9 protein-coding genes are annotated in these 12975 nt (G+C 56.2%); 4 read left to right on the top strand and 5 right to left on the bottom strand.

Annotated features, from left to right (window positions below; translation table 11 throughout):
- Positions 1-353 precede the first annotated feature (353 nt).
- Together JWR17_RS02515 and JWR17_RS02520 are read left to right on the top strand one after the other, a co-directional pair.
- Positions 354-1604 carry an aspartate aminotransferase family protein gene (locus JWR17_RS02515; RefSeq protein WP_299827970.1) on the top strand — a complete coding sequence of 417 codons (1251 nt, stop codon included), beginning with the start codon at positions 354-356 and terminating at the stop codon, positions 1602-1604.
- Between the two features lie 417 nt (positions 1605-2021).
- Positions 2022-3137 (top strand): acyltransferase, encoded by a 1116-nt coding sequence (locus tag JWR17_RS02520; RefSeq protein ID WP_299827973.1) that lies wholly within the window; start codon positions 2022-2024, stop codon positions 3135-3137.
- Positions 3138-3149: 12 nt separating this feature from the next.
- On the opposite strand, the gene mobA is transcribed toward JWR17_RS02520, so the two are convergent.
- From mobA to JWR17_RS02540, 4 genes are all read right to left on the bottom strand, one after another.
- On the bottom strand, positions 3150-3728 hold the full coding sequence (mobA, locus tag JWR17_RS02525) for a molybdenum cofactor guanylyltransferase MobA (RefSeq protein WP_299827975.1): 579 nt from the start codon (positions 3726-3728) through the stop codon (positions 3150-3152).
- 36 nt (positions 3729-3764) lie between these two features.
- Positions 3765-4763: a GTP 3',8-cyclase MoaA gene (gene moaA, locus JWR17_RS02530; RefSeq protein ID WP_299827977.1), complete on the bottom strand. Its 999-nt coding sequence runs from the start codon at positions 4761-4763 to the stop codon at positions 3765-3767.
- A 179-nt stretch (positions 4764-4942) separates the two neighbouring features.
- Positions 4943-5419 (bottom strand): nuclear transport factor 2 family protein, encoded by a 477-nt coding sequence (locus JWR17_RS02535; RefSeq protein WP_299827979.1) that lies wholly within the window; start codon positions 5417-5419, stop codon positions 4943-4945.
- A 64-nt stretch (positions 5420-5483) separates the two neighbouring features.
- Positions 5484-6047, bottom strand: a complete 564-nt coding sequence (locus tag JWR17_RS02540) for a TetR family transcriptional regulator (protein WP_299827981.1) — start codon at positions 6045-6047, stop codon at positions 5484-5486.
- A 160-nt stretch (positions 6048-6207) separates the two neighbouring features.
- On the opposite strand from JWR17_RS02540, the gene JWR17_RS02545 reads away from it, so the two are divergent.
- A complete protein-coding gene (locus tag JWR17_RS02545; protein WP_299827983.1) occupies positions 6208-7980 on the top strand; it encodes a thiamine pyrophosphate-requiring protein in 1773 nt (590 codons plus the stop codon).
- 18 nt (positions 7981-7998) lie between these two features.
- Here the strand turns inward: JWR17_RS02545 and JWR17_RS02550 are convergent, their stop codons facing one another.
- Complete coding sequence (locus tag JWR17_RS02550; RefSeq protein ID WP_299827985.1) at positions 7999-10350, bottom strand: FdhF/YdeP family oxidoreductase; 2352 nt, start codon at positions 10348-10350, stop codon at positions 7999-8001.
- Between the two features lie 190 nt (positions 10351-10540).
- Between JWR17_RS02550 and JWR17_RS02555 the strand changes: the two genes are divergently transcribed.
- The gene (locus tag JWR17_RS02555; protein ID WP_299828064.1) at positions 10541-12787 is read left to right on the top strand and encodes a mechanosensitive ion channel domain-containing protein; all 2247 of its coding nucleotides are present in this window, start codon (positions 10541-10543) and stop codon (positions 12785-12787) included.
- Positions 12788-12975: the final 188 nt, after the last annotated feature.

Here is a 12975-nt window from a genome sequence, read left to right on the forward strand (position 1 = left end):
TACAGACAAGGTCAGGTGTAAAACCTGCCTTTAGGAGCGATCGGCCTCCCCCAGAAACGCACTACTTGTGTGTGTAACCTGTGACCATAACCTCTTTCGTTAGGCACAGGGACAACATACAAGGAGCAAACTTCAACTTGTTGGCGAGGGGGCGGCTCGGCATTGCTGGAGAACCGAGGTGCTGCTGATATCGCCAACAGGTTGGCTCCAGCGGGCAGGTAAGCAGGCACGCACGCGCATGCACGAATTTCAGGAATAACCCCGCGATTTAATTTCGCTTGTGACCGATGTGCATTCCTCGCTTATATAACCCATGCCTTTTTTGACGAAATCATTTGTATGAGCAGCCAAGCATGAGCAATTCATCGATCAGCGGTTCGATTTCCATGGTTCACCCGATCACCCTGGACCACGGAAAAAACGCCGAAGTGTGGGATGAAGAGGGTAAGCGCTACATCGACTTTGTCGGCGGCATTGGCGTGTTGAACCTGGGGCATTGCAACCCGCTTATCGTCGAGGCCATTCGCGAGCAAGCCACCAAGCTGACCCATTACTGTTTCAATGCCGTCCCCCACGGGCCGTATAAACGGTTCATGTCGCAGCTCGCCGCGTTCATTCCGGTCAGTTATCCCGTCAGCGGCATGCTCACCAACAGCGGCGCCGAAGCGGCGGAAAATGCCCTGAAGATCGTCCGGGGTTACACCGGTCGCACTGCGGTAATCGCCTTCGATGGCGCTTTCCACGGCCGAACTCTGGCGACCCTGAACCTGAACGGCAAAGTGGCCCCCTACAAACAAAAAGTCGGCGTCTTGCCGGGCCCGGTCTACCACCTGCCGTATCCAAGCAAAGACAACGGCGTCACTGCCGCCGAAGCCGCCAAGGCCATGGACCGTTTGTTTAGCGTCGAAATAGATGTGAGCGACATTGCCTGTTTCATTCTCGAGCCGGTTCAGGGTGAAGCTGGTTTTCATGCGATGGACATCGAGTTTGCGCAAATGCTGCGGGCGTTCTGCGACGAAAAAGGCATTCTGCTGATCATCGACGAAATACAGTCTGGCTTCGGTCGCACGGGGCAGCGCTTTGCTTTTTCCCGTTTGGGCATCGAGCCGGACTTGCTTCTGCTCGGCAAAAGCATCGCCGGCGGCATGCCGCTAGGTGCAGTGGTGGGGAAAAAGGAATTGATGGACGTGCTGCCCAAAGGTGGATTGGGCGGGACCTATTCCGGAAACCCTATCGCCTGCGCGGCAGGTCTGGCGACGCTGGAGCAACTGACCGACGGGAATTTGTCAGCATGGGGCGAGGCCCAAGGGCAGGCCATCGCCAGCCGCTACCAACACTGGATCGACAGCAAACTTTCGCCCTTTCTTGGACGCTTGACCGGCGTCGGCGCCATGCGCGGAATCGAACTCACGACCCCAGAAGGCAAACCCGCAACCGCCCAGCTGGCTGTATTGCTGGAAGCCGCCAGGAATAAAGGCCTGCTGCTGATGCCCAGCGGTAAATCCCGGCACATCATTCGCCTGCTGCCGCCGTTGACCACAGAACTGCATGTACTCAATGAAGGACTGGATATTCTTGAGGGGTGTCTGGCTGAACTTCGCTGAATCCACAAACTCTGCGCTGTAGTCTTCGCGCACTGCCCCCATTGACGATCCTCTCACATACGGGCCCCACTCGCGCCACTGCGCGGCCCCGTCGCCTTCAAGCCTCAGGCCTTCGATGGTTTGCTGCAGGGTTTGTTTTGACTCGGCAGACATGTTCACTTCCAGAAAAAACGCAGCTGAATGAAAGAAAACCGGCACTCAATACAAGAAAATCTATCGAGCGGTGCTTTCGGTCAAATTATTGGCAAACAACTTATTCAGAGGGCGATTAGTGATGGCAATTAGACGCCGTATACGGCCGGTGTATGGTTCCGGAGTCGGAACATAACTCCAGCCCTCAGGGTTGCGTTGTTCAGGAGGTATGCACAGCGGCGAATGGACCTGAACGTTGTTGACCTGAACGCGGGCGGAGGCGATATGAATACGTTGGGTGATCTGGCTTCCAGACGAAACAATAATTTCAATTTGATCAGAATGCTCGCCGCCACAGCGGTTCTGGTTTCGCACAGCTATCCACTGGCGCAAGGCAGCACGGCCGTTGAACTGCTGGCTCAGTGGCTGGGTTTTTCATTGGGTGAAGTGGCGGTCATCACCTTTTTCTGCGTGTCGGGTTTCTTCATTTCCCTGAGCCGTGATCGCGCTCCCACTAGCCTGGACTTTTTTTGCGCGCGGTTTTTGCGCATTTATCCGGTGTTGATAGTGGTCTTGCTGCTGAGCGTGTTTCTGATTGGCCCGATCTTTACGACACTGGGTACGGTGGAATATTTCCGCTCCAGCGCGATTTACAGCTATTTAAGCAATAACCTGATGCTGTTCAGCATGAGATTCGAGTTGCCGGGGCTTTTCGAGGACAACCCATGGCCGGGGATCAACGGATCGCTGTGGACGCTGTTCTATGAGGTCTCGCTGTATGTGCTGGTCGGCGGTTTGGGGGCATTCGCGTTCTACGGTCGAGGCCGTCGCTTTGGCGTATTCCTGCTGCTGTATGCCATTGCCTATGTCGCGTTCAAAGCCGCTCTGGCTAACACGGATGTGCTCAACGATATGCATCGTGCGCAGTTCTTCTTCATCTGGAGTCTTCCGTTCATACTGGGCATGGCGCTGTACCGCTACCGGCAGCACATCCAGCATCGTTTCATCTGGTTCCTGCCGTTGGCGGGGCTGGCTGTGTGGTCCTGGCAAACGCCATTCTTCTTTGAAACCTTCGTGATCGCCTGGACCTATCTTATTTTCTATGTCGGCTTCGCCACGCATACCTTCGTTGACCGCTATAACCAGTTGGGCGATTACTCATATGGCGTGTACATCTATGCCTTCCCCGTACAAGAGATCCTCGCGCATCAGTTCAAAGGCATCGGACCGCTCACCATGATGCTCGTGGCTTTTCCGATCGTACTGGTTGCAGCCATGGCTTCCTGGCACTTCATTGAAAAGCCGGCCATGTCGAGGCGTCACGGGTTTGCCGCACAGCTTGGTTCGTCTTTCAACAGCGTCAAGGTCTACTGGGCGGGTATGCGAAAAGGCCGCGCCTGAAAAGATTCGATTTCAGGCCAAAAGATCCGGGGTGTTGAAGTTGGTAAGCCGAGGATCATCCGCTGCGCATTCCAGCGCCCTCAAATCCTGACTCAACAACGCACGCAGCAGGCTTCGCTCGCCAGCCTCCCAGCGCTGGCGCAGCACCGGCAATAATCGGATGGGAATTAAGCTAAACATCGGTTGCCATTGCCCCTCCTGGCGGATCATCAGCGGCAATGATCCACCGTCCGCACCCTGCAAAAGGTGTTCAATCAGCGTTCGATCAATCCGGGGCGCATCGCAGGCCAGCACCAGCACCCAAGCATGTCGTGCCGCACCAAGCCCCGCCAAAACACCGGCAAGCGGTCCGGGAAAATCCTGCTGCTCATCACTGACTAACTGATCAGCAAATGCCTCATAGCGCTGCTGATTGCGGTTGCAGGAAATAATCAAATCGTCGGTCAGCGGCCGCACCACCTCATGCACGTACCCAATCAGCGGCCGGCCTCTCCATTCAATCAGTCCCTTGTCCTGACCGCCCATACGTTGGCCGCGACCGCCTGCCAGTAGCAAAATCGAGGATGAAGATTCTGTTGGGGAAAGTGTCATGGCGGCGCCTGGTTGTGCGACAAAAAGCAGCGCTAATCAGCCGCCTGTCATGTTCATGAACCGCACGACTTGCACATCATCGTTGATTTCGAAGTTGTGACGGTAGGGCTTGAGTTGCATGGCGTCGATGATGGCGTTTTCCAGCTTTTGTGGCTGGCCCGGATGGCTGCGCAAGACGCTTTTCAGGTCCACCGCATGCTCATTGCCCAAGCACAGTAGCAAGCGACCTTCCACGGTCAGGCGTACTCGATTACAGGTGGCGCAGAAGTTATGGCTATGAGGCGAAATAAAGCCGATGCGAATCTGTGGCGCCTCGGCCAGGCGCCAATAACGGGAAGGGCCTTGGGTGGATTCAGCGGAGTCGATCAGCGTATAGCGTTCGGCGATCAGTGCCCGAACCTGATCGCTGGAGAAAAACGATTCGGCGCGACTGTGCTCGCTGATGATGCCCAACGGCATTTCTTCGATAAACGTGATGTCGAGATTTCGGTCAATGGCAAAGCTGACCAAATCGTTGATCTCATGGTCGTTGCGGCCTTTCATGACGACGCAATTGAGCTTGGTGTGGGTAAATCCCGCGGCGCTGGCGGCATCAATACCGGCGATGACTTTGGTCAGGTCGCCGGTACGGGTGAGTTCACGAAAACGCTCAGGGTTAAGGCTGTCCAGGCTGATGTTCAAACGCTTGAGACCGGCATCGAACAGCGGGCCCGCCAACTTCCCCAGTTGCGAGCCGTTGGTGGTCATGCACAGTTCGCGCAACCCTGGCAAAGCGGCAATTTGCCGACACAACTCCACCACACCGGGACGGACCAGTGGCTCGCCGCCGGTCAGGCGGATTTTGCGTGTGCCCAGGGCGACAAAGCACTCGGCCAACTGGAAGATCTCTTCCAGGGTGAGGATTTTTTGACGCGGCAAGAACTCCATGTCTTCGGCCATGCAATAGACGCAGCGAAAGTCGCAGCGATCGGTTACCGACATGCGTAGGTAATCGACCTTGCGAGAGTAGCTGTCCATCAGAATCCGATCTTGCAATTGCACCTCGTTCGCTCTCAACGTTTACACGCAAGGGCGCTACTGTGGATTGACCGCTAAACGGCCTGGCCCTACCAGCCTAAAAGGCTGACCCATTTTTATCCAATTGCTATTAGTGACTAAATGATCGATGCCATCTATCGGCTGGGGTTCCGACTGACCTTACCATTCATCCGGCATTACAGGCCCAGATCGGAAAGGCTCGGATGATCGTCCGGACGGCGCCCCAGCGGCCAATGGAATTTGCGTTCAGACTCCTTGATCGGCATGTCGTTGATGCAGGCAAAACGATTGGCCATTAAACCGTTTTCTGCGAATTCCCAATTTTCATTGCCATACGAGCGAAACCAGTTGCCTGAGTCGTCGTGCCATTCGTAGGCATAACGCACCGCGATACGATTGTCTGTGAACGCCCACAGTTCTTTGATCAAGCGATAATCCAATTCCTTGGCCCACTTGCGCGACAGGAAACCCTTGGCTTCTTCGCGATTGTTGGCGAACTCTGCGCGGTTACGCCATTTAGTATCAAGGGTATAAGCCAGGGAGACTTTTTCCGGATCGCGACCGTTCCAGCCATCTTCTGCAAGACGCACTTTCACAATGGCGGATTCGCGAGTGAAGGGCGGTAACGGTGGGCGAGCTTCAACGTTCGACATCACTGGTTCTCCTATAAAAAACATAAACGGATTGTTGGCGCTATTCGCAATTCTCGTAAAACCATCAGCTATCCAACAGCCGCACAGCAATATCACGGGCGCTGTCTGCCGACGTCGGGTCGCTCATTACTCGGGCAACGGTAATGGCGCCGTCCATCAAGATAAGCAGTTGTTTAGCCAGTGTTTCGGGTTTAGGCACACCCAACTGAGTACACAGCTCCAATGTGTAATCGAGGAGCTTTTGTTTGTGCTCTTTAGCGATCAAACGCACTGGGTCGGTGGCGTCCCCCACTTCGCCTGCGGTGTTGATAAACGCGCAACCGCGAAAACCCTCGGTGGTGAACCAGCTTTTAAGCACGGAAAATAAATTCAGGATGCGGGCCTCGGCGGTGGGAGCCTTATCGACTTCCGTGCGGAACCACGCCATCCACCGAATATCCCGGGCGATCAAGGCATGGGCAGCTACATCGTCTTTAGTGCCGAAGTAACGATAAATAGTCTTTCGGGATATGCCCGACGTCTTCACCAACAGGTCCATGCCCGTGGCATGAATACCGTGTTGGTAAATGAGTTGCTCCGCGCTGTTAAGCACGGTGTTGCGAATTTCTGAAGGCGTCTGTGTGTTCATGGAAAGGATGGTAGAACGATCGTTCTACCTAGTCAATAGGCCGCCAGATATTCGCGCTGAATGACCATTGATCCCGTCTGTTGCAACCTCCCTTCGCCCAATTCAGTCATAGCTCTGAACCGCAGCGATGTAATGGCTGCCATAAAAATCAGGAGGAGTCATGGCCGAAATAGTGGGCGATCATTTGCTGGAACGCCTTTCCCAATGGGGGGTTAAACGCATCTTTGGCTATCCCGGAGATGGCATCAATGGAATCATGGGAGCGATGGGCCGTCACGCCGACGCTTTCGATTACATCCGCGTGCGTCATGAGGAAATGGCAGCGTTCATGGCGGTCGCCCATGCCAAATTCACTGGGGAAGTGGGGGTGTGCATGGCAACTTCCGGGCCCGGTGCGATCCACTTGCTCAACGGTTTGTACGACGCAAAGATGGACCATCAGCCAGTGCTCGCCATTGTCGGGCAACAGGCGGCGACTTCCATCGGCAGTGATTACCAGCAAGAAGTCGATTTGCATACGCTGTTTAAAGACGTCAGTGCCTACGTCGAAACCGTGACCACGCCCGCGCAGTTGACTCACGTTATCGACCGCGCCTTGCGTATCGCCATGAGCGAGCGCCAGGTGTGCACGGTAATCATTCCTAACGACGTTCAACAGATGCCCGCCGTGGTCGCGCCAGTCCACAAGCACGGCAATGTGATGTCCGGCGCAGGCTTTATTTACCCTCGGCCGTTTGCCCTTGATGAAGACATTGCCGAAGCCGCCGAGATTCTCAACGCCGGGCGCAAGGTAGCGATTCTGGTGGGCGCCGGCGCATTGGGCGCTCACCTTGAAGTGCAAGCCATTGCGCAGGCCCTGTCCGCAGGGGTGGCCAAAGCGTTGCTTGGCAAAATGGTATTGTCTGACGACTTACCCTACGTCACGGGCTCCATTGGCCTACTGGGCACGCGCGCCAGCTATGAGCTGATGAACGACTGCGACACTCTGCTGATGATCGGCACCACCTTCCCCTACAGCGAATTCTTACCCGAGGCCGGACAAGCACGGGCGGTGCAGATCGACCTGCATGCGCGCAACGTCAGCATGCGCTATCCCATCGAAAAGGCGCTGCTGGGTGACAGCGCCGAAACACTGCAACGGCTGTTGCCGCTGATCAAGCCGAAGCGCCATGGCAGTTGGCGGCGACGGGTAGAACACAGCGTCGCTGCCAGCTGGGCCGAGCTGGAAAAACAAGCGATGCAATCCGCCGAGCCGATCAATCCACAGCGGGTGTTTTGGGAGATGTCGGCGCAATTGCCTGACGACGTCATCCTGTGCGGCGACAGTGGTTCGCACACCAATTGGTACGCTCGGGATGTACGGGTCAAACCGGGAATGCTCGGTTCGTTGTCGGGTAAGTTGGCGACCATGGGGTGCGGCATGCCTTACGCAATTGCCGCCAAGCTCGCCCATCCTGAGCGCCCAGTGATTGCTATGGTTGGCGACGGTGCCATGCAGATGAACGGCAACGCCGAGTTAGTGACCGTGCTGCAATATTGGAAACGCTGGGCCTCACCGACATTCATTGTGATGGTGATCAACAACCATGACTTGAACCAAGTGACGTGGGAGCAGCGGGCCCTGGGCGGCGATCCGGAATACGCCGCCGCGCAAGAGGTCATCGACTTTCCCTACGCGCGTTATGCCGAAATGCTCGGGTTCGTGGGGATAAAAGTGAATTCGCCGGAGCAGATCGAATCGGCGTGGGTCCAGGCATTAGCGGCTGACCGGCCGGTGGTGATCGAATTCATCACCGACCCCAACGTGCCGCCGTTGCCGCCGCATATCACCTTTGAACAAGCCAAACACATGATGGGCGCCCTGATGCAGAAAGATCCCAAGCGTTGGGGCGTTATTAAACAGAGCGTGAAACAAGTGCTGGCGCGGGGGTGAAGCACCCCCCCTGTGATCTCAATGAACCTGATCTTTATCCGGCACCGCATGGGTCAGGTCATCCGGGCCTGGCCTGGTTTTGCGCAGGGTAACCGGTACGGATTTCGCCGCGGGCACTTTACTGCGCTCGGCATGGTGCCAGAGCGGCACCAGCGGATTGCATTCCGGGTAATACGCCGCGCTGCAGCCTTCGGGAATGTCATAAGCGACGATCTGCATCGGCCCGACTTCGCGAAGCACTTCCGGTTCGATAGCGGTGGTGATCATCACCCAATCCCCTGTGCGGAACCCTAAGCGAACGATGTCATTGCGGTTCATGAGGATCACGCTGCGAGTACCACTGACTCCACGGAAACGATCTTCATAGCCATAGATCGTGGTGTTGAACTGGTCGTTGCTGCGCAGCGTCATCAGTTGCAGCACGTCGCGTCGGTCCGATCCCGGATTGACGTCGGGGTTTTCGTCGAGGCTTTTCGGAACAATAAACTGCGCGCGTTCGCTGGGGGTTTTCCATTTGCGTTCGGCGGCCGGAAGAGGGCGGTGGAAACCACCGGGTTCCCACATCCGGGTTTCCATGTCATGGAAAATTTCCGGATAGATCTCGCCCATCGCCTTGCGAATCTGCGCATAGTCACCGCGCCATGCCTCCCAGTCGATGCGTTCGATGCCCGACAGGGTCGCCAACGCCAACCCGGCAATGATTGTCGTTTCTGCGCGAAGGTGCTCGCTGACCGGTTCACTGTTACCGTTCCAGCCGTGAATACAGCCAGTGCTGTCTTCTGTGCTGTAAGCCTGCGCCTTGCCGTTTTGTCGATCAATCTCGATTCGTCCCAGGCACGGCAACAACCAGTTCTGCTCGCTCGTCACCAAATGCGTACGGTTGAGTTTGGTCGCGATTTGCACATTCAACTGCAAATGCTGCCACGCCGGTTCCATGCGTGACGTATCAGGAACCGCGCGCAAGAAGTTACCGCCCAAGCCAATGAAACCGCGCACGCTGCCGTCAAGAATGCCTTCGCAGGCGTCGACCGTCGCCAGTCCTTTTTTCTCCGGTACATGGAAACCGAACAGCGCCTCGATTTTGTCCACAGGGACTTTTTTCGGGTCTTCGGTGATGCCCACCGTACGTTGCCCCTGAACGTTCGAATGGCCGCGTACCGGGCAGATGCCGGCCCCGGGTTTGCCGATATTGCCGCGCATCAGCAGCAGGTTAACCAGCATCTGCACGTTTTCCACACCATGCCGATGCTGCGTCAGGCCCATCCCATAAATGAACATCGTGCGCGAACTGCGGGCATACACCGTGGCGGCGGCTTCCATCGCACTGCGTGAAAGCCCTGCACGCCTTTCCAAAATTTCCCAAGGGCTGCTTCGCGCCGCCGCAGCAAACTCGGTAAAGCCTTCAGTGTGCTCGGCGATAAATGCTTGATCGATGATTCCCGGCTCGCCCTTGATCAGGGCCGCCTTGTCCATCTCGAACAGTGCTTTGGCGATGCCCAAGACAGCCGCAGTGTCACCGCCAATCGCCACCTGATGGTATTGCGTGCTGATCACCGTTGATTCCGGGCCAAGCATCTCGACCGGCGATTGGGGATTAACGAAACGCTCCAGCCCGCGTTCGCGTATCGGGTTGAACGTGATAATGGGCACGTCGCGTTTCCGCGCTTCTTGTAATTGGTGCAGCATGCGCGGGCTGTTGCTGCCGACGTTTTGACCAAAGAAGAAGATGCAGTCCGTCAGTTCGAAATCCGCCAGCGTTACTGTGCCGACCGGTACGCCAATGCTTTCCTGCAATCCCACCGACGTGCTTTCGTGGCACATGTTTGAACTGTCAGGCAGGTTGTTATTGCCGTACGCCCGGGCAAACAATTGATACATGAACGAAGTTTCCAACGAGGCGCGGCCTGAAGCGTAAAACACTACGCTTTCTGGTTCCATGGACCGGAGTTGCGCTCCGATGTCGTGGTAGGCCTCTTCCCACGTGGTTTCCAGGTATTTGTCGCTGGCGCGGTCGTAACGCAGGGGATGGGTCAGGCGACCGTGCTGTTCCAGATCATAGTCGGTCCATTGCTGCAGTTCGCTAACGGTGTGTCGCTGAAAAAACGCCGGGCTGGTCTTCAGCGACGTCAATTCCCACGCGGTGGCCTTGGCGCCGTTTTCGCAAAACTCCAGAGGGTGCGGTTTACCCGGTTTGGCCCAGGCACAACTGACGCAGGCGAAACCGCCCGGTTTGTTTTGTTTAAACAGCGCGCCGGGGGCCTTGGCGAGTGCCTGTTCGCGCCACAGTATTTTCATCACTGAGTTCGCCGAGCCCCATCCTCCGGCGGATGATGTGTAGGGCTTATAGCGTGCTTTCGGATGAATGAGCATTCAATGACACCTCGCCAGACAAAAATGCTGTTACAACTTCAGCGGTATGAATCTACGACGAGACGCTGGGACAAAGGTTCGTTGCTGCTTACGGACGGTATTGGCGCAGACAAACCGAACTTGCCGGGCAAATATCGATCAGTTTCAAGGTGGTCAGGTTATTAGTGAATCAAGCGTGGGAGGGGTCTGGATTTTGTTGAGAATCAAAAATATCGCGTTGCTGTGTGTTTTACTTTTTGCGGGCAGTTTCAATCTTCAGGCCGCTGATGTGCCCAGTATTGTGCTTGGGGCTATAACCGCAGCTGATCCAGTTGTAGCTGCTGCTCCGGCGGCCCCCGCAGCTCCGGCTGCCACAACGGCACCCGCTGCGCCCGCCGCAACACCTGCGGCTCCTGCGACACCCGCGCCAGCACCGGAACCCGCCAAACCGGAGATTTTGGTGCAAGGCGGTTTACTCGGCGCGATCAGCTCCAGCATCGACAGCGTGCAGGACAATCTCGACATGGATAACCACCTGCTCGACTCGTGGCGCCTGCGCGCTGACCGCGCCGCCGACGAGCTTGATACGCTGGTCAATCAGCGCACCTCGCGCTCGAAGGTCAGCATCGCTGGCGATTTCTTGATGCTGTCGGTGATCTGGGTTGCTGCCTTCACCCTTCTGTTGCTGACGGGACGTTTTATTGCGTCACGGCTTAACCGGCACCGCTTTCTCGCCACCCGTTATCGTCCCCAGGCACTGCTCAATTATGTGTTGCCGTTCACGCTACCGGCCATGGTCAGCCTGCCTCTGACCTTGTACGTCAGCCATTTCATGTCAACCTCGGTGGGTCGCGCGCTGGCGCTGTGTTTCGCCTATGCCACCAGCAGCGGTATCGTTTCGACGTCGGTGATCCTGTGCGTGATTGTGATGTTCAATGCCGGGCACAAACGCGTTGCCGTGGCGATCATTCGGCGATACAGCCCTCGGCCACTGTTTTTGATCGGGTTTCTGGCGGCCTTGAGTGATGCGCTGACCAGCCCGCAAATTTCCCGTCAACTGGGCAGTAACGTCACCGCCAGCGTCGCCGTGTTCACCGGCCTGTTTGCATCGGTGGTGTTTTGCGTGCTGGTAATCAAATTGCGTCGTCCGGTGGCGCATTTGATTCGTAACCGTTCGCTAGCTGGTCGTCTGCGCCAACCGGCCCTGCAAGAGTCACTGAAGATATTTTCCAGCGTTTGGTACTTACCGATTCTGTTGATGATTCTGGTGTCGGCGATTCATTTGATTGGCGCCGGTCAAGACAGCCAAAAAGCGCTGCGTAGCGCCTTGCTGACTACCATTTTGTTGATTGCAACGGTGTTTTTGAGCACGGTATTTCAGCATCTGTTCAAACCCGGCGAGACCGATGAACGCAACGACCATGTCTATAAAACCCGGTTGTTAAGCCTGCTACATGCGGTATTGCGCATAGTTTTGGCCATTACCTTCATTGAAGTGCTGGGGCGGATCTGGGGTTTCTCGCTGTTGGAGTTCGCCCAAGGCAATACCGTGGGCCGGGCCATCAGCGATTCCCTGAGCCGGATTGGCCTGATTTTCCTGGTCACGTGGCTGTTGTGGGTGATCCTCGATACGGCGATTCAGGAGGCCTTGAAGCCTCCGGTGAACAAACGCTCATCGCACCAACCCAGCACCCGTATCAAAACCATCCTGCCGCTGTTGCGCAATGCGATAAAAATTATCTTGCTGGTGATTTGCACCATCACCACCATGGCCAATCTGGGAATAAACGTTGCTCCACTGTTGGCCGGTGCTGGCGTGGTTGGTCTGGCGATTGGTTTCGGCTCTCAGCAACTGGTGCAGGACGTAATTACCGGTTTGTTCATCATTGTTGAAGACACCATATCCATCGGCGATTGGGTGGTACTGGATTCCGGGCATTCGGGTACGGTGGAAAGCCTGACCATCCGCACCCTGCGTTTGCGCGACGGCAAAGGGTTTGTGCATTCAGTGCCGTTCGGCCAGATCAAAGCTGTGACCAACCAATCGCGACAGTTTGCTTACGCGTTTTTTGCCATTCAGTTTACCTACGACACGGATATCGATTCGGCAACGGCGTTGATCCGTGAAGCAGGCAGTTCCATCAGCGATGACGTATTGCTCAACAGCAACCTGCAAGGGCCCCTTGAAGTGTTCGGCCTGGACCGCATGGACCTCAACGGGATTGTATTGACGGCGCAATTCCGCACGGTATCGGGTGGGCAATACGGCGTCAGCCGAGCGTTCAACGAACGGTTGAAACGGCTTGTGGATAAAGCCCCGGACGTACGCTTCGCCCAGACTTACCCACAAATGGTCATGAGCCCCCACGGCGACAACAGCGGGGCAGAACAACAACCCGCTCCGGCCAAAGCCAGCGTCACCAATGGTGATGGCTCAGAAAGCCCTGCGGCGACATGATAGGGGTGTGGGATCGAATTCATACGGAAAGGCCATCCCTCGGTTAGCCTGATACACCGCACCGTCTGTTTCCCGAATACGTTCGATCCCACTGGATTGTGTTTCCGCAGATCGATGCATGACCCTATTCCCGGTAGGAGGTCCGCCACGTCTTCGACGCCGCGCTGTCGCGGAGCAAGCACAAAACC

Origin of the sequence: Pseudomonas sp., assembly GCF_028293835.1 — a bacterium.
Classification (GTDB): Bacteria; Pseudomonadota; Gammaproteobacteria; order Pseudomonadales; family Pseudomonadaceae; genus Aquipseudomonas.